At 68.9% G+C, this 17,633-nt stretch carries 15 protein-coding genes; 7 read left to right on the forward strand and 8 right to left on the reverse strand.

Annotated features, from left to right (window positions below; genetic code table 11):
• Positions 1–9: 9 nt before the first annotated feature.
• Together DPV79_RS20540 and DPV79_RS20545 are read right to left on the reverse strand one after the other, a co-directional pair.
• Positions 10–774: a sugar phosphate isomerase/epimerase gene (locus DPV79_RS20540; RefSeq protein ID WP_113046334.1), complete on the reverse strand. Its 765-nt coding sequence runs from the start codon at positions 772–774 to the stop codon at positions 10–12.
• A gap of 173 nt (positions 775–947) precedes the next feature.
• The gene (locus DPV79_RS20545) at positions 948–1,841 is read right to left on the reverse strand and encodes a LysR family transcriptional regulator (RefSeq protein ID WP_021160912.1); all 894 of its coding nucleotides are present in this window, start codon (positions 1,839–1,841) and stop codon (positions 948–950) included.
• 112 nt (positions 1,842–1,953) lie between these two features.
• Between DPV79_RS20545 and DPV79_RS20550 the strand changes: the two genes are divergently transcribed.
• Together DPV79_RS20550 and DPV79_RS20555 are read left to right on the forward strand one after the other, a co-directional pair.
• A complete protein-coding gene (locus DPV79_RS20550) occupies positions 1,954–3,021 on the forward strand; it encodes a YeiH family protein (RefSeq protein WP_048022797.1) in 1,068 nt (355 codons plus the stop codon).
• Between the two features lie 103 nt (positions 3,022–3,124).
• A complete protein-coding gene (locus tag DPV79_RS20555) occupies positions 3,125–4,858 on the forward strand; it encodes a ClcB-like voltage-gated chloride channel protein (RefSeq protein WP_196754962.1) in 1,734 nt (577 codons plus the stop codon).
• Positions 4,859–4,955: 97 nt separating this feature from the next.
• On the opposite strand, the gene DPV79_RS20560 is transcribed toward DPV79_RS20555, so the two are convergent.
• Positions 4,956–5,576 carry a TetR/AcrR family transcriptional regulator gene (locus DPV79_RS20560; protein WP_059816981.1) on the reverse strand — a complete coding sequence of 207 codons (621 nt, stop codon included), beginning with the start codon at positions 5,574–5,576 and terminating at the stop codon, positions 4,956–4,958.
• A 185-nt stretch (positions 5,577–5,761) separates the two neighbouring features.
• Here DPV79_RS20560 and DPV79_RS20565 point away from each other — a divergent pair, with 185 nt between their 5' ends.
• The 4 genes from DPV79_RS20565 (at position 5,762) to DPV79_RS20580 (ending at position 12,760) form a co-directional block, all read left to right on the forward strand.
• Positions 5,762–6,871, forward strand: a complete 1,110-nt coding sequence (locus DPV79_RS20565; RefSeq protein WP_113046335.1) for an efflux RND transporter periplasmic adaptor subunit — start codon at positions 5,762–5,764, stop codon at positions 6,869–6,871.
• Positions 6,868–10,032 carry an efflux RND transporter permease subunit gene (locus DPV79_RS20570; protein WP_021160906.1) on the forward strand — a complete coding sequence of 1,055 codons (3,165 nt, stop codon included), beginning with the start codon at positions 6,868–6,870 and terminating at the stop codon, positions 10,030–10,032. Before DPV79_RS20565 ends, DPV79_RS20570 begins: the two co-directional genes overlap by 4 nt.
• A 2-nt stretch (positions 10,033–10,034) precedes the next feature.
• Positions 10,035–11,615 (forward strand): efflux transporter outer membrane subunit, encoded by a 1,581-nt coding sequence (locus DPV79_RS20575; protein WP_113046336.1) that lies wholly within the window; start codon positions 10,035–10,037, stop codon positions 11,613–11,615.
• Between the two features lie 116 nt (positions 11,616–11,731).
• Positions 11,732–12,760 (forward strand): MerR family transcriptional regulator, encoded by a 1,029-nt coding sequence (locus DPV79_RS20580; protein ID WP_113046337.1) that lies wholly within the window; start codon positions 11,732–11,734, stop codon positions 12,758–12,760.
• Positions 12,761–12,817: 57 nt separating this feature from the next.
• Here the strand turns inward: DPV79_RS20580 and DPV79_RS20585 are convergent, their stop codons facing one another.
• From DPV79_RS20585 to DPV79_RS20605, 5 genes are all read right to left on the reverse strand, one after another.
• Positions 12,818–13,525, reverse strand: coding sequence for a hypothetical protein (locus tag DPV79_RS20585; protein WP_113046338.1), 708 nt, complete (start codon positions 13,523–13,525; stop codon positions 12,818–12,820).
• A complete protein-coding gene (locus tag DPV79_RS20590; RefSeq protein WP_027787308.1) occupies positions 13,500–13,724 on the reverse strand; it encodes a helix-turn-helix domain-containing protein in 225 nt (74 codons plus the stop codon). The genes DPV79_RS20585 and DPV79_RS20590 overlap by 26 nt, the downstream gene beginning before the upstream one ends.
• An 8-nt stretch (positions 13,725–13,732) precedes the next feature.
• Positions 13,733–14,293: a DUF2975 domain-containing protein gene (locus DPV79_RS20595; RefSeq protein ID WP_048022805.1), complete on the reverse strand. Its 561-nt coding sequence runs from the start codon at positions 14,291–14,293 to the stop codon at positions 13,733–13,735.
• A gap of 164 nt (positions 14,294–14,457) precedes the next feature.
• Positions 14,458–14,988, reverse strand: coding sequence for a M949_RS01915 family surface polysaccharide biosynthesis protein (locus DPV79_RS20600; RefSeq protein ID WP_113046339.1), 531 nt, complete (start codon positions 14,986–14,988; stop codon positions 14,458–14,460).
• Between the two features lie 79 nt (positions 14,989–15,067).
• The gene (locus DPV79_RS20605; RefSeq protein WP_111999286.1) at positions 15,068–16,465 is read right to left on the reverse strand and encodes a sigma-54 interaction domain-containing protein; all 1,398 of its coding nucleotides are present in this window, start codon (positions 16,463–16,465) and stop codon (positions 15,068–15,070) included.
• Between the two features lie 261 nt (positions 16,466–16,726).
• Here DPV79_RS20605 and DPV79_RS20610 point away from each other — a divergent pair, with 261 nt between their 5' ends.
• Entirely contained in the window at positions 16,727–17,611 is an 885-nt protein-coding gene (locus DPV79_RS20610) for an MBL fold metallo-hydrolase (protein WP_113046340.1), read from the forward strand.
• Positions 17,612–17,633: the final 22 nt, after the last annotated feature.

The raw sequence follows: 17,633 nt of genomic DNA on the forward strand, positions 1-17,633 counted from the left end.
CTTCCGCCGTCACGCGATTGCGAGCCACGCGACACGCCGGCACGCATCGCCCGCCAGGTCGGCCGCGTCGAACGGAAACTCGATGCCGCGCGGCGCCTGCTGCGGCAGCACCGCGAGCACGCCGGTCACGAGCGGGTCGTTCGGCGCCGGCGCGGCGGCGAAACGGCGCGCGCCCTCGCCCTCGACGGCCTTGCAGTGAATGTATTCCACATGGGACGCGAGCACTTGCGCGCAATCAAGCGGCGCTTCGCCCGGCCATTGCCAGTTGCCGATGTCGAACGTCATCCCGAGCGCATCGGGCATGCCCGCGGCGGCCAATGCATCGAACAGCCCGCGGAACTGCGCGAGCGCGCCGCCGACCGGAAGCTGGCCGTTCTCGACCACCACGCGGGCCTTCGCGCCGCGCGACAGCGCGACGATGTCGGCCGCGTGCGCGTCGCCGGCGAAGCCGCCGAGCTGGAATTTCACGAAGCGCGCGCCGAGCGCGTCGGCTTCCGCGAGCGCGCCGCGCAATGCGTCCGCATCGAGCGCGCCCGTTTCCGTGTACAGGTTGGCCGGCGTCGAATAGACCGACCACAGCCCGTGGCCGGCCAGTAGCGCACCCAGCGCGGCGAGCGCGCCGGGTGCGGCGTCCGCTTCCGACGCGAACAGTTCGCGCCGCACCTCGAAACCGGTCGCACCCGATGCCGCCGCGGTCGCGACGAATGCGCTGTGGCCCTCCTGACGCACGCGGTCCATCCCGAATGCGCTCGCCACGATCACGATGTCTGTCATTTAGCCCTCTTTTCCCCGGAATGGAACCGGTTCCATTTGCTTGAGACGGATGGTGCGCTTCGCCTCGAACCCACGCCATAGAGGAAATCCCTAAGTTGGGGCATCGCGCGGACGCACGTTCCGACGGCACGCATCACGCATGCCCGGGCTGGCTTCGGCCGTTCAGGCGAGGTTCAGGCGATATCGTGCGCGAGGCTCATGTCGAGGAATTGTGCGGCGACCCGCGACGGCGCACCGCCGTGCGGCACGAGGATGGAGAAGTGACGCGTGAGCGGCGCGGGCGCGAGCGAGCGCAGGACGAGCGCGGCATCGTCGTGACGCAGCGACATCGCGGACACGAACCCGACGCCCATCCCGGCACGCACGGCTTCCTTCACGGCCTCGACACCCGCGATCTCGAATGCGACCCGCATCGGCGCCGCGCCTTGCGCGAACGCGCGCTCGACGAGTTGCCGCACGGCGGAGCCCGCCTCGCGCAGGACGAGCGGATGGGCCGCCAGCGCGTCGAGCGTGACGCCCGGCGCGTATTCGGGCGCGGCCAGCGGATGCCCGGTCGGCACGATCGCGACGATCTCGTCCTCGCGCCACGCGTGCACCGCGGTGCCCGGCGGCAGCGCCTCGCCGGGCGGCCCTTCGATCATCGCGATGTCGAGCGACGGCAGCGCCGCGACCACGTCGGCCGTGTTGCCGCTCATCGTGTGGATCGCCACGCGCGGGGCGCGCGGCTGGAACGCCGCGATCAGGTAAGGCAACAGGTAGCTCGCGGGTGTCGTGCTCGCGCCGATGCGCAGCGTGCCGGCTTCCAGGCCGCGCACCGCGTCGCGAAACGCGCGCGCCTGCGCGAACGTGTCGCGTTGCGCCTTCGCGTACTGCGCGAGCTGTTCGCCGACCGGCGTCAGGCGGATGCCGCGCCCTTCGCGCTGGTACAGCGGCTCGCCGAATTCGTCCTGCAGCAGCCGCAACTGGCCCGACACGGCCGGCTGCGACAGATGCAGCGCCACGGCGGCGTGGCTGATGTTCAGGTGTTCGGCGACGGCGGCGAACGTTATCAGTTGATCCGGGGTCATGGGGATAAATTATCGGATTTCCGGATAGTTTACGTCACAAATCACAATTTTTCATATCGATATAACGAAATTAGGATTACACCATCGCCACACGCTCCATCACGGTGCCTCCATGTCCACTGCCCCGACTCCCCATCTCAACCATGCCGCGCCGTCGATGCGCGGCCAGTTGAACGGCGTGCTGTTCGTCGCGCTGTTCGCCGCCGCCGTCACGAGCCTGTCCCAGCTTCCCGCGATCGCGGGGCTCGGCCTGTCGCCGCTGATCGTCGGCATCGTCGCCGGTGCGCTTTACGGCAACGCGCTGCGCGACGGCATGCCGGCCAGCTGGGCGGCCGGCGTCAATTTCTCCGCGCGCAAGCTGCTGCGCATCGCGGTCGCGTTCTTCGGGTTGCGCGTGAGCCTGCAGGAAATCGCGCAGGTCGGGCTGCCGGGCCTGACGGTGTCGGTCCTCGTCGTCGTCAGCACGCTCGCGATCGGCACCTGGGCGGGCATGAAGCTGATGAAGCTCGACCGCGATTCCGCGCTGCTGACCGCCGCCGGCAGCGCAATCTGCGGCGCGGCCGCCGTGCTCGCGTTCGAGTCGACGCTGCAGTCGAAGCCGCACCAGAGCGCGATGGCCGTGGGCAGCGTCGTGCTGTTCGGCACGCTGTCGATGTTCCTGTACCCGATCGCCTATCACGCCGGTCTGCTGAACCTCGACCCGGCCGGCCTGGGCCTGTTCTTCGGCGGCACGATCCACGAGGTCGCGCAGGTGGTCGGCGCGGCGAGCGACATCAGCCCGCAGGTCGCGCACATCGCGACGATCGTCAAGATGACGCGCGTGATGCTGCTGGTGCCGGTGCTGCTGGTGCTCGGCTGGTGGCTCGCCCGCTCGGCCCGCGCAACGGCCGGCGGCGCGCAAGGCAAGCGCAAGGTGGCGGTACCCTGGTTCGCGCTCGGGTTCCTCGGCTTCGTGATCGTCAATTCGCTGAACGTGCTGCCGACGGACGTCACGCACACGCTGAACGTGCTCGACACCTTCGCGCTGACGATGGCCATGACCGCGCTCGGCATCGAAACCCGCGTCGCGCAGATCCGCGCCGCCGGCCCGCGCGCGCTGATGACCGGCCTGATCCTGTACGTGTGGCTGATCGCCGGCGGCTACGGGATCACGTGGGCCGTGCAGCACTGGCTTGGCTGAGTTGCCCGCCCGTGACACGTCGCGCGCCGCGCCCGCCGGGATGGTCCCGCGGGCGCGGCGCAGTGCTATGCTTCGCGTCGTTTTCCTTCGCCCTCTTTCAGCCGTGCTCTCGTTCCTGCTGAAGCTGCGCACTCGCGCCCAAACGCTGTTCCGCCTGTCGGACGCCCATACGATGCTGATCTGGTCGGCCATCGTCGGCGTCGGCGGCGCCTTTGCCACGATGGCGTTCCGCGAAGGCATCGACCTGATGCAGCACCTGATCTCCGGGCAAAGTGGCAGCTTCGTGCAGATGGCGAAACGCCTGCCGTGGTACGTGCGGTTCTGGATGCCGGCCGCGGGCGGCTTCCTCGCCGGCTGCGTGCTGCTGCTCGCGACGCGCGGCGACAGGAAGGCGGGCAATACCGACTACATGGAATCGGTCGCGCTCGGCAACGGTGTCGTGCCGGTACGGCAGAGCCTGTGGCGCAGCGTGTCGTCGCTGCTGACGATCGGCACCGGCGGCTCGATCGGCCGCGAAGGCCCGATGGTGCAGCTCGCGGCGCTCGCCGCGTCGCTCGTCGGCCGCTTCGTGCATTTCGACCCGCCGCGCCTGCGCCTGCTGGTCGCCTGCGGGGCCGCCGCCGGCATCACGTCCGCCTACAACGCGCCGATCGCCGGCGCGTTCTTCGTGTCGGAAATCGTGCTCGGCACGATCGCGATGGAAAGCTTCGGGCCGATGGTCGTCGCATCGGTCGTCGCGAACATCGTGATGCGCGAATTCGCCGGCTACAAGCCGCCGTACGAGATGCCGGTGTTTCCGGCCGTCACCGGCCCCGAAGTGCTGCTGTTCGTCGTGCTCGGCGCGCTGTGCGGCGTGCTCGCGCCGCAGTTCCTGCACCTGCTCGACGCGTCGAAGAACCAGTTCAAGCGGCTGCCGGTGCCGCTGCCGGTGCGGCTCGCGCTCGGCGGCCTCGTCGTCGGCGTGATCTCGGTGTGGACGCCGGACGTATGGGGCAACGGCTACAGCGTCGTCAACCAGATCCTGCATTCGCCGTGGACCTGGCAGGCGCTGGTCGCGGTGCTCGTGTTCAAGGTCATCGCGACCTCGGCCACGGTCGGCTCAGGTGCGATCGGCGGCGTGTTCACGCCGACGCTGTTCGTCGGCGCGGTGTTCGGTTCGCTGTTCGGGCTCGCGATGGAAGCGCTGTGGCCCGGCCATACGTCGGCGTACTTCGCGTACGCGATCGTCGGGATGGGTGCGTTCATGGCGGGCGCCACGCAGGCGCCGCTGATGGCGATCCTGATGATCTTCGAGATGACGCTGAGTTATCAGGTCGTGTTGCCGCTGCTGGTGTCGTGCGTATTCGCGTATTTCGTCGCGCGCGCGACCGGCACGACGTCGATGTACGAGATCACGCAACACCATTACCAGGACGCGCAGGAGAAGCTGCGGCTGCGCACCACGCAGATGCGCGAGCTGATCCAGCCCGCGCAGACGGTCGTGCCGCTCACGGCGAGCGTCGCCGACATGACGCGCGTGTTTCTCGAATATCCGGTGAAGTACCTGTACGTCACCGATGATGCCGGGCGGTTTCGCGGCGCGGTCGCGCTGAAGGACATCACGTCGGACCTGCTCGACAAGCGCGACACGACCGACAAGACGGCCGCGCATTACGCGCACACGCCGTTTCCGCTCCTGACGCCCGACATGCCGCTCGCCACCGCGCTCGAACGCTTCATGGCGTTCCAGGGCGAACGCCTGCCGGTGATCGAAAGCGAAGCCGAGCCGACGCTCGCCGGGGTGGTCTACAAGACGTCGCTGCTCGACGCGTACCGGCGGATGACCGGCGAGCGCTGATTCGCACGACGCGATGAGGCGCGGCGCATGCCGCATGCTTCATCGCCCCCCCGCCTTTGCCGCGCATCGCACGCGGCACGACGAATCCGCTGCCGCGTCAGTCGGGCGCGCGCCCGAGCACGACACGCGCGAAGAACCCGGCGAGCACCGACTCGGCCACGTCGGCCGGCACGTGCTGCGGATCGGCCGCGTAATACGACTGCACGCCGTCGCACAGGCACATCAGCCCGAACGCGAGCGTCTCCGCCGGCAACAGCAGCGGCGTGCCGGAGCGCTCGGAGAAGCGCCGGATGAATTCGGCCATCTGCACGCGCTTGGCGTGCAGGAACTGGTTGAAGCGCACGCGGAACTTCGCGTCGCGCGCGGCCTGCAGCTTCGCCTCGCCCCACAGCAACGAGAATTCGTCGTCGGCGAACAGCGTGCGGTAATGCGCGAGCGTCATCGATTCCATCTGTTCGCGCGACCCGCCCTCGTCGAAGATCGCCTGGAAATCGGCCTGCACCTGCGCATGGTTGCGCTCCAGCAACTCCAGCAGGAGTTCCGACTTGCTGCGGAAATTCGAGTAGAACGCGCCGCGCGTATAGCCGGCCGCGGCCGCGATGTCCTCGACGCTCGCGGCCACAAAGCCTTTCTTCAGAAAAATGCGATGCGCGGCATTCAGCAGACGTTCGCGCGTCTGATCCCTGCTCTGCTCGCGGGTTAAGCGCTGTGGTTTCATGGCGCGCAGTCTAGCATCGATTCCCTTTCAAATTCATCTTTGCATTCAGATACAGGTGTGTATTAGAATTCGCCACAGTTTCTGAAAATGCTGTCCGCGCGCCTCTGTCGGCGCCGCTCGGGGCAAGCGCCGGCCGCGCTTGCCGGCTTCGTTCCGCTCTCGCTCTCACCTCACTTGGGGGTTTCGTGAATCGCTCCGGTTCCCGCGCCGTGCTGCTGGTCGGCACCGCGCTCGTCCTCGCCGCCTGTCATCCAAAAGAATCCGCGGCGCCCGCGCCGCGCCCCGTCGTCGCACTGCCCGCGCATGCCGACGACGCCGCGGTCGCCCGCACGCTCCCCGGCGAGATCCAGCCGCGTTATGCCACCCCGCTGTCGTTCCGCATCGCCGGCAAGATCATCGAGCGCAAGGTGCGTCTCGGCGATACGGTCAAGGTCGGCCAGGTCGTCGCGCTGCTCGATCCGTCCGACGTCGAGAAGAACGCCGCGAGCGCGCAGGCGCAACTCGACGCCGCGACGCACAGCCTCGCGTTCGCGAAGCAGCAGCTCGACCGCGACCGCGCACAGGCGCGCGAAAACCTGATCGCGACCGCCCAGCTCGAACAGACCGAGAACAGCTACACGTCGGCGCTCGCGCAGCGCGACCAGGCGCAGCAGCAGCTCGCGCTCGCCCGGAACCAGCTTCGCTACGCGACGCTCGTCGCCGATCACGCGGGCTACATCACCGCCGAACAGGCCGACACCGGCCAGAACGTGTCGGCCGGCCAGCCCGTCTACCAGCTCGCGTGGTCCGGCGACGTCGACGTCGTCAGCGACGTGCCCGAAGCCGCGCTTGCATCGCTCACGCCCGGCCACGCGGCCAGCGTCACGCTGCCGTCGCTGCCCGGTCGCCAGTTCGCGGCGAAGGTGCGCGAAATCGCGCCGGCCGCCGATCCGCAAAGCCGCACGTATCGCGTGAAGCTCACGCTCGCCGCGCCCGATCCGGCGATCCGGCTCGGGATGACGGCCAGCGTCGCGTTCGACGGCGCACCGGCCTCAGGCGACGCGCCGTCGATCACGCTGCCCGCGACCGCGCTGTTCCATGACGGCGCGCAGCCGGCCGTGTGGGTGGTGCGCACGAAGGACGACACGCTCGAGCTGCGCCGCGTCGACGTCGCGCGCTTCAACGAGCGCACGGTGACGGTGTCGCACGGGCTGCAGCCCGGCGAGCGCGTCGTGTTGCAGGGCGTGCACACGGTCAGCGCGGGTGAGAAGGTACGCGCGATCGCGCCGCTGCATCCGGAGGACTTCGCATCGTGAGCACTCCGCACGAAGAAGGCCGGTTCAACCTGTCTGCATGGGCGCTGCGCCACCAGGCGCTCGTCGTCTACCTGATCGCGCTCGCGACGCTCGCGGGCATCCTCGCGTACACGCGGCTCGCGCAGTCCGAAGACCCGCCGTTCACGTTCCGCGTGATGGTGATCCGCACGTTCTGGCCCGGCGCGACTGCGCGGCAGGTGCAGGAACAGGTGACCGACCGGATCGGCCGCAAGCTGCAGGAAACGCCGGCCATCGACTTCCTGCGCAGCTATTCGCGCCCCGGCGAATCGCTGATCTTCTTCACGATGAAGGATTCGGCGCCCGTAAAGGACGTGCCCGAGACCTGGTACCAGATCCGCAAGAAGGTCGGCGACATCGGCTATACGCTGCCGCCCGGCGTGCAGGGCCCGTTCTTCAACGACGAATTCGGCGACGTCTACACCAACATCTGGACGCTCGAGGGCGACGGCTTCACGCCCGCGCAACTGCACGACTACGCCGATCAGTTGCGCACCGTGCTGCTGCGCGTGCCGGGCGTCGGCAAGGTCGACTATTTCGGCGACCCCGACCAGCGGATCTTCATCGAGGTGAACAATGCGCAGCTCACGCGCCTCGGCATCTCGCCGCAGCAGCTCGGCCAGGCAATCAACGCGCAGAACGACATCTCGTCGGCCGGTGTACTGACGACCGCCGACGATCGCGTGTTCGTGCGGCCGAGCGGCCAGTTCGACAACGTCAATGCGATCGCCGATACGCTGATCCGCATCAACGGCCGCACGTTCCGGCTCGGCGATCTCGCGACCGTGAAGCGCGGCTACGACGACCCGGTCGTCACGCAGATGCGCGCGGCCGGTCCAGGTTCGGCCGGCAAGGCCGTGCTCGGCATCGGCGTGACGATGCAGCCGGGCGGCGACGTGATCCGCCTCGGCAAGGCGCTCGACGCCGAATCGAAGGACCTGCAGGCGCAACTGCCGGCCGGCCTCAAGCTGGTCGAGGTGTCGAGCATGCCGCACGCGGTCGCGCATTCGGTGGACGACTTTCTCGAAGCCGTCGCCGAAGCGGTCGCGATCGTGCTGGTCGTGAGCCTCGTGTCGCTCGGCCTGCGCACCGGGATGGTGGTCGTGATCTCGATTCCGGTCGTGCTCGCGGTCACCGCCCTCTTCATGTACCTGTTCGACATCGGGCTGCACAAGGTGTCGCTCGGCACGCTCGTGCTCGCGCTCGGGCTGCTCGTCGACGACGCGATCATCGCGGTCGAGATGATGGCCGTGAAGCTCGAACAGGGCTACACCCGCGCACGCGCCGCCGCGTTCGCCTATACGAGCACCGCGTTCCCGATGCTGACCGGCACGCTCGTCACCGTGTCGGGCTTCCTGCCGATCGCGCTCGCGAAATCGAGCACCGGCGAATACACGCGCTCGATCTTCGAGGTGTCGGCCATCGCGCTGATCGCATCGTGGTTCGCGGCCGTCGTGCTGATTCCGCTGCTCGGCTATCACATGCTGCCCGAGCGCAAGCGGCAGGCGCACGAGGCGCACCTGCCCGACGATCACGAGCACGACATCTACGACACGCGCTTCTACCGCCGCCTGCGCGGCTGGATCGACTGGTGCATCGAGCGGCGCTTCGTCGTACTGCTGATCACGGGCGCCCTGTTCGTCGTGGCAATGATGGGCTTTTCGCTCGTGCCGCAGCAGTTCTTCCCGAGTTCCGATCGCCCCGAGCTGCTCGTCGACCTGCGGCTGCCCGAAGGCGCGTCGTTCGCGGCGACGCTGCGCGAGACCGAGCGCCTCGAGAAAGTGATCGACAAGCGCCCCGAGATCGATCATTCGGTGAGCTTCGTCGGCAGCGGCGCGCCGCGCTTCTACCTGCCGCTCGACCAGCAGCTTCAGTTGCCGAACTTCGCGCAGTTCGTGATCACCGCGAAATCGGTGAAGGATCGCGAGAAGCTCGCGACCTGGCTCGAAACCACGCTGCGCGAGCAGTTCCCGGCCGTGCGCTGGCGGCTGTCGCGGCTCGAGAACGGCCCGCCGGTCGGCTACCCGGTGCAGTTCCGCGTGAGCGGCGACAGCATCGCGACGGTCCGCTCGATCGCCGAGAAGGTCGCGGCGACGATGCGCGGCGACGCGCGCACGGTCAACGTGCAGTTCGACTGGGACGAGCCGGCCGAGCGCTCGGTGCGCTTCGAGATCGACCAGAAGAAGGCGCGCGAACTGAATGTCACGTCGCAGGACGTCTCGAGCTTCCTCGCGATGACGCTGTCCGGCACGACCGTCACGCAGTACCGCGAACGCGACAAGCTGATCGCGGTCGACCTGCGCGCGCCGAAGGCCGATCGCGTCGACCCCGCGAAGCTCGCCGGCCTCGCGCTGCCGACCCCGAACGGCCCGGTGCCGCTCGGCTCGCTCGGCCGCTTCAAGCCGACGCTCGAATACGGCGTCGTGTGGGAGCGCGACCGCCAGCCGACCATCACCGTGCAGTCGGACGTACGTGCCGGCGCGCAGGGCATCGACGTCACGCATGCGGTCGACGCGAAGCTGAACGCATTGCGCGCGCAGTTGCCGGTCGGCTACCAGATCAACATCGGCGGCTCGGTCGAGGAAAGCGCGAAGGCGCAGAAATCGATCAATGCGCAGATGCCGCTGATGGCGATCGCCGTGTTCACGCTGCTGATGATCCAGCTGCAGAGCTTCTCGCGCGTGCTGATGGTCGTGCTGACCGCGCCGCTCGGGCTGATCGGCGTGGTCGCCACGCTGCTGATGTTCGGCCAGCCGTTCGGCTTCGTCGCGATGCTCGGCGTGATCGCGATGTTCGGGATCATCATGCGCAACTCGGTGATCCTCGTCGACCAGATCGAACAGGACATCGCCGCCGGCCACGGCCGCGTCGACGCGATCATCGGCGCGACCGTGCGGCGGTTCCGCCCGATCACGCTGACGGCCGCGGCCGCCGTGCTCGCGCTGATCCCGCTGTTGCGCTCGAACTTCTTCGGGCCGATGGCGACCGCGCTGATGGGCGGCATCACGAGCGCGACCGTGCTGACGCTGTTCTACCTGCCCGCGCTGTATGCGACGTGGTTCCGCGTGAAGCGCGACGAACGCGACCCGCAGAACGGCCCGCCGCCCGGCGGCAGCACGCCGGCCGCACCGTCGGGAGCCTGACCATGGATCGATCGATGAACCTGAAAACGAAAGCCGTGCGGGCACTCGCCGTCGCGAGCCTCGCCGGCCCGCTCGCGGGCTGCGCCTGGTTCGCGCCGAGCGGCGAGCCGCCCGCGATGCCGTCGCCCGCGCACTACGGCACCACGCCGCAAGTGCAGCAGACCGTGTCCGCGCAAGGCGTCGCGCAGCAGTTCGAGGTCGGCGCTCAGCCGGTGCCCGACTGGTGGAAGCAGTACCGCTCCGATGCGCTGAACGCGCTCGTCGACGAAGGGCTGCGCAACAGCCCGACGCTCAGTGCGGCATCGCACTCGCTCGATGCCGCGCGCGAACAGCTGCGCGGGCAGATCGGCAGCTCGATGCTGCCGTCGATCGACGCGGGCGGACAGGCCACGCGCCAGCGTGCGCTCGGCGTGCCGATCCCCGCGCTCGGCGCGCCGACGCTGCTGTACGACACGTTCGTCGGCCAGCTGCAGGCGAGCTACACGATCGACCTGTTCGGCGCGTCGCGTTTCGCGAACCGCGCGCTGGCGCGACGCGTCGACGTCAGCGCGTTCCAGCTCGAATCCGCGCGGCGCGCGCTGGCCGCGAACATCGTCACCGCGTCGATCACGGTGTCGGTGCTGAATGCGCAGATCAACACGACCGAGCGGCTCGTCGCCCTCGCCAACGACCAGGCACACGATGCCGAACGCCGCTACGCACTCGGTTCCGCCTCGCGCAGCGACGCGCTGAACGCGCGGCAAAGCGCCGACACGTTCGCGGCGAGCCTGCCCGCGCTGCGCCAGCAGCGCGACTCGGCCCGCCATGCGCTCGCGGTGCTGGTCGGCCGCACGCCCGACCGGCCGCCGGCCGATCTCACGCTCGCCGATCTGCACCTGCCCGAACAGGTGCCCGTCGTCGTGCCGTCGGACCTGCTGCAAAGCCGCCCGGACATCCAGGCCGCCGACGCGGGGCTGAAGGCGGCCGCGGCCGAAGTCGGCCTCGCGACCGCGCAGATGTTTCCGCAACTGTCGCTGTCAGCGGCGATGGGCAAAGGCGGCTTCAGCTGGCCGGCGATGCTGTCGGGCGCCGGCGCGATCTGGAACGTCGGCGCGTCGCTGAGCCAGCCGATCTTCCACGGCGGCGCGCTGGTCGCCCAGCGCCGCGCGGCGAAGGCGACTTACGAGGCCGCCGTCGACCAGTACAAGCAGGCCGTGCTCGGTGCGTTCCAGAACGTGGCCGATTCGCTCGCGGCGCTCGAGCACGATGCGGAAGCGCTCGACGCGTCGTCGCGCGCCGCGCTGTCCGCGCGGGGCGCGTACGACGACGCGGCGGCCCGCGTACGGCTCGGCGCGCTGCCGCCGTCGGCCGCGCGCGCCAGCGAGCTGCAGTATCGCAATGCACGGCTCGACGAGATCCGCGCGACCGGCGCGCGGTTCGCGGATACCGCGCGGCTCTACCAGGCGATGGGCACGCCGCCGGTCGACAAGGGCGGGCCGTCCGGCAAGGCCGGCGACACAGCCGCCGACGGCGCAACCGGCCAGCAAGCGCGCGCCGCCACCGCCGATACTGCCGTCACCGAGACGCCGCCTTCACCGCAATAAGCCGGCCCGCCATCGCGTGCGCGCGGAATCCCGCGCGCACGCCTCCCCATCTTCCGCTTGACCCTCACGTAGCGTAACGTTCGAGACTCCAGTGCGCGTACCGAACGGAGGAACGAATGCGACTGAAAGTGGGAGAACTGGCGAAACGCAGCGGGCTGACCGTCCGCACGCTTCATCACTATCACGCGATCGGTCTGCTGACGCCTTCGGCGCGCGCCGACAACGGCTACCGGCTGTACGACCGCCACGACATCGCCCGGCTCCACCAGATCCAGGCGCTGCGTCGCTTCGGCCTGTCGCTCACCGAAATCGGCGACCACCTGAACCAGCCCGGCACCCCACTCGTCGATCTCGTCGCGAAGCAGATCGAGCTGCTCGACCGCCAGCTCGCGCAGACCGCGCAGCTGCGCGAGCGCCTCGTGAGCCTGCATGCGCAGCTCGCCGCGGGCACGGAGCCGGAGCTGGCCGATTGGCTCACCACACTGGAGTTGATGACCGTGTACGACAAATATTTTTCCGAGGAAGAACTCGCGCGCCTGCCGATGTACCAGAAAAGCCAGGCGGGCGACGCCGAATGGATCGCACTCGTCGACGAAGTGCGCGCGCTGCACGACGCGGGCGTACCCGCCGAGGACGAACGCCCCCGTGCGCTCGCCAGTCGCTGGATGACGCTGCTCGTGCGCGACACGAACAACGACCCGCGGCTGCTGGCGAAGCTGAACCTGATGCACGAGCACGAACCGGCGATGCAGTCGAAGATCGGCATTTCGACCGCGCTGCGCGACTATGTGCTGCGTGCGTCGTCCGAAAACAAGATGCGGATCTTCGAGAAGTATCTCGCGCCGGATGAGATCCGCTTCATGCGCGCGCACTACGGCGAACGCGCGATGGAATGGCCGCAACTGATGGGCGACGTGCGCGACGCGATCGATGCGGGCGTCCGACCTGCTTCGCCGGAAGGCCGCGCGCTTGCGCAGCGCTGGCTCGAGCTGTTCTGCAGCTACGCCGGCCACGATCCGGCCACGCACGCGAAATTCCGCGCGGCGATGATGAACGAGCCTGCACTGACGCAGGATACGTGGGTCGACGACACGCTGATCGGTTTCGTGCGGGAGGCGATGGCGCAGCTTGCGCCCGCGCGCTGAACGCGTTGAGCGCATGAAGGTGCGGGCGGCACGCGGGTTTCCCGCGTGCCGCCCGTTTCACCATTTGCAGCCCGTGTCGCGCACCGCATCCAGCGCGAGCATCGGCAATGCCAGCAGGCCCGCGTGTGAATACGCGTGACGGCAGTCGGTGCGACGGGCATTCGACACGCCGTCGGCCAGCCTCGCATCGACGGTGTCACGGCGCGCGGCCACGCCGCCGGACGACGCGCCCAATGCCCCGACCGCCGCCTGCGCCGGACTGCGCGCCGCCGCATGCCGCGAGCCGATCGCGTCCAGATCGCGGCGCCAGTCGAGATCGGGGCCTGGCGCGGGTTCGGGAACGGGTTCACGTCGGGTCGCGATTGCACCGGCACGCGTTTCACCTTGCCGATGCGAAACGCCCTCCGTATTCGAAGACGGCCGCGTCGTCATGCGCGACACCGCAACCGCGGCGGATCGTTTCGTCGATGACACGGCGCCCTCGGCACCGCGCCCACTCGCGGCGGGCCCGGTTCGCCCGGCGTCAGGCACGCCCGCCACGGGCACCGGCCGCGCGGGAATCAGCTCGACGCGCAGCGCGAGCCGGGGCCGCGCCCCGGCGTTCGGGCCGGCCACCGTCGACGCCCGCTGCAGCAGAAACCATCCGAGCAGGTGAATCGATACGGACGCGACGACAGCCAGCGCGACGATGCGCGGCCGGCGCCGCCCCGCCACGCCGGCAAGCCGCGAGGGCGATGCGTCAGTCCGGCTCGCCGACACCGTCATCGCTGAACGCGAGCAGGTCGCCGGGCTGGCAGTCGAGATAACGGCAGATCGCCTCGAGCGTCGCGAAACGGATGCCCTTGACCTTCCCTTGCTTGAGCAGCGACAGATTCTGTTCGGTGATGCCGACCGCCGCCGCGAGATCCTTCGAGCGGACCTTGCGCGTCGCGAGCATCACATCGAGCTTGACCACGATCGACATGGCGCGCCTCAGACGAACTGCCGATGTTCGGCATCGAGTTCGCTCGCCTGCCGAAGGATATGCGCGATGACCGCGATGCAGGCCGCGGTGAACAGCGCGACCACGTACGGCAGGCTGAAACCGATGCTGACCACGCGATGGCCGACCGGTTCGCGCAGCGTCGCCCACACGCTCAGGAGCGGTTCGCACAGCAGGCTCAGCAACACCCACATCCCGATCGCACGGCCCGTCTTGCCGAGATGGCCGGCCGCTTGCGCGGAGAAATAGTCGCGGCGCGCGTAGGTGCGGAACAGCGCACGCAGATGACGCAGCCCGTTCGCGAGCGCGATCAGCGGCACGCTCGACAGCAGGATGCCGACCGCCTTCTGCCACCACGGGAACGCGGCGACATCGACGTGCAGGTTCGAGATCACCGAATCGGTGAGGCCGAATACGAGGCCGGGCCCCGACGCCGCGTTCAGCGACGGGAACGCCCAGCACGCGGCGTTGAGCACCAGCATGCCGACGATGAACCACAGCGTGACGGTGGCCATCTGCTGGCTGATACGGGCGATGCGATCGGAATGCATGACGTGTCCTCGACGACGAATGAACGAGCGTCGATTGTACGTCTAAAATTATCGTAAAACGATAATTTATTGTCGTTGCACCATGATTTTTTATTGTTCGACAGGTTCGACTCACCCCCGACAGGCGTGAGTCGCACGCGCCGTCACGAGCGCCGGGCGCGCGCCTATCGATAGTCGTGCGCGCTGATCGCGTGCCAGCGCTTCGTCATGTAGCGCAGAAACGCGGGTCGGGCTTTCAGGTCCGCATTCGGCACGGGCGCCGCGCCGCCGTCCATGAACTTGCCGTTGACCGTGACGGTTTCCTCGCCGCGCAGCACGTACTTCGTGCCCTGGTCGATCAGGAAGTACTTGACCTGGTCGGCGCTGACGTCGCCGCGGCAGCCGATCCTGTACGCGAACAGAAACTGCTTGCGGCCGTTGCCGAGCAGGTCGCGCATCTCGATCGACGCGGGCACGACGTCGAGAATCACGTCGACCGGGCATGCCTTCACGTAGTCGCGCACGGTCCAGTCGGGCCGGCCGTCGAGCGTCGCGGCGACCTTGAGCTCGAGGTCGTCGCCGGACGCGGTGCGTGCGAGCGTCACCGCATGTGCGCCGGCCGCATCGGTCCACGTGTATTCGGTGGCGGCCTGCGCCGGGTTGCACAGCGCAGTGGCGGCAAGAAACAGGCAAGGCGAAAGGAAGTGTCTCTTCATCGGCGAGGTGGAAGCGGGATCGAACGCGCCATTATCGACACAGCCGCGTGCCTCTGCCAGCCGCCCGCCGCCTGCCCGTTCAGCGCTCGCGCGCCCCGAGCCCGAGCGCCTTCATCCGCCGGTACAACGTCCGCTCGCTCATCCCGACCTGCTCGGCGAGCGCCTTGCGTGTGCCGTCGAACGTGCGCGCGATGCGCACGAGCTCCGCGTCCGACACGCCGCGCGCATCGGACGCGCGATCCTGCGGCGCCGCCGATGCGGCGACCAGTTCGGCCGGCAGGTGTTCGACCCGGATCGTCCCGTCGTCCGCGAACAGGCATGCGCGTTCGAGCACGTTGCGCAGCTCGCGGATATTGCCCGGCCACGCATAGGCATCGAGACACGCACGCGCGCGGTCGGTCAGGACGAACGGCCGGGCCGCGAACGGCCGGGCGCCCGCCTCGCCCGCGCCGGCGCGCGCGTTCGCGATTCGCCGCAGGATCGATTCCGCCAGCAGCGCGACGTCCCCACGCCGCTCGCGCAACGCCGGCAGCGGAATCGGAAACGCGTTGATCCGGTAGTAGAGATCCTGCCGGAACCGGCCGTCGTCGATCATCTCGCGCAGCGGCTTGTGCGTCGCCGCGACGAGCCGGAAGTCCGCGCGCAGCGCCTCGACACCTCCGACGCGGCGGAACGTGCCCGACTCGATCAGACGCAGCAGCTTCACCTGCATCGGCAGCGGGACATCGCCGATCTCGTCGAGAAACAGCGTGCCGCCCTGCGCGGTCTCGACGAGGCCCGGCTTGCGCTGGTTCGCGCCCGTGAACGCGCCCTTCTCGTAACCGAACAGTTCGCTCTCGAACAGCGTCTCGGCGATCCCCGAGCAATCGACGACGACGAACGGCCCCATCGCACGATCGCTCGCTTCGTGCAGCGCACGGGCGAACAGTTCCTTGCCGGTGCCCGATTCGCCGAGCAGCAGCACCGGCAGCATCGACGGCGCGACGCGCTGCAGTGCGCCGAGCGCCGCATTGAACGCGTCGGCGCCGCCGACGAGCCCTTCCGCACTCGGCTGCGCGGATGCGCTGCGCACCGTGGTCAGCCGCTCGACGTACGCGATCACGTTGCCGTGCGCATCGAAGATCGGCCGCAATTCGACGTCGACATGCTCGGGGCCGCGCGGCGTGTGATGGATGTGCAGCACGCGGTTCAGCCCGCGCGACTCGAGCGCCTGCTTCATCGGGCAATGCTCGCCGGCCTGGTCGCACGGCACGTCGTAGTGATGCGACACCTGGAAGCAATGCCGGCCCACGTGCTCGACGCCCGCGACGCCGAACTGGCGCCGGTACGCATCGTTCGCCGCGAGGATGCGGTAATCGGGATCGACGACGATCATCGGCTGCGGATCCTGCTCGAGATACGCGACGAGCGCGCGCACGTCGGGCATGACGTCGGGGCGCGGCGCGGGGACGATCGGGATGGTGTCGTGCGGATTCATGCGGACGCTCGGTGAAGGAGATGCCTGACGAACGGGCGGGCGTACTGCCAGGCGGACTGCCAATTCTGCCACGACACTGCCAGAAGTGGCAGTCCGCAGCGGCAACCGTATGCCTGCGACGCCCGTGCTTCACCGCGCCTGCGCCGAAAACCCGAGTCGAATCAAATCCCTGGCAGATCGGCCGGTGCCGCGACGCAGGCTGGCACGCTTCTTGATTTACAGGTTGCGATTGCAGATGCAGAACCCGATCGAGGACACCCCGTGAGCAATGCCACCACGCTGTCGGTCGAAGGCTTTTTCGACCCGGCGACCCACACCGTCAGCTATCTCGTGCTCGATACCGCGAGCCGCGCATGCGCGCTGATCGACAGCGTGCTCGACTACGACCCGACATCCGGCCGCACGCGCACCGCCAGCGCCGACCGGCTGATCGCCCGCGTCGCCGAACTCGGCGCGGACGTGCACTGGCTGCTGGAAACCCACGTGCACGCCGACCACCTGTCGGCCGCGCCGTACCTGAAGAAACACGTCGGCGGCCGGATCGCGATCGGTTCGCACGTGCGCCGCGTGCAGCACGTGTTCGGCACGCTGTTCAACGCAGGCCCCGGCTTCGCGCACGATGGCCGCCAGTTCGACCGGCTGCTCGACGACGGCGACACGCTCGCGCTCGGCACGCTGACGATCCGCGCGCTGCATACGCCGGGCCACACGCCCGCGTGCATGACCTACTGCGTCGACGACGCGACGCAGCGCGCGGCATTCGTCGGCGACACGCTGTTCATGCCCGACTACGGCACGGCCCGCTGCGACTTCCCGGGCGGCGACGCGCGCACGCTGTACCGCTCGATCGCGCGCGTGCTTGGCCTGCCGCCCGACACGCGCCTGTACCTGTGCCACGACTACCAGCCGGGCGGCCGCGACGTGCAGTTCGTGACGACCGTGGCCGAGCAGCGCCGCGCGAACGTGCACGTGAAGGACGGTGTGACCGAGGACGATTTCGTCGCGATGCGTACCACGCGCGACGCCACGCTCGCCATGCCCGTGCTGATGCTGCCGTCCGTGCAGGTCAACATGCGCGCCGGCCACCTGCCCGAGCCCGAAGACAACGGCGTGCGCTACCTGAAGATCCCGCTCGACGCGATCTGAGCGCCGGCGCCTCAACCGAGAC

The sequence above is a fragment of the Burkholderia reimsis genome (genome assembly GCF_003294055.1).
Taxonomy (GTDB): domain Bacteria; phylum Pseudomonadota; class Gammaproteobacteria; order Burkholderiales; family Burkholderiaceae; genus Burkholderia; species Burkholderia cepacia.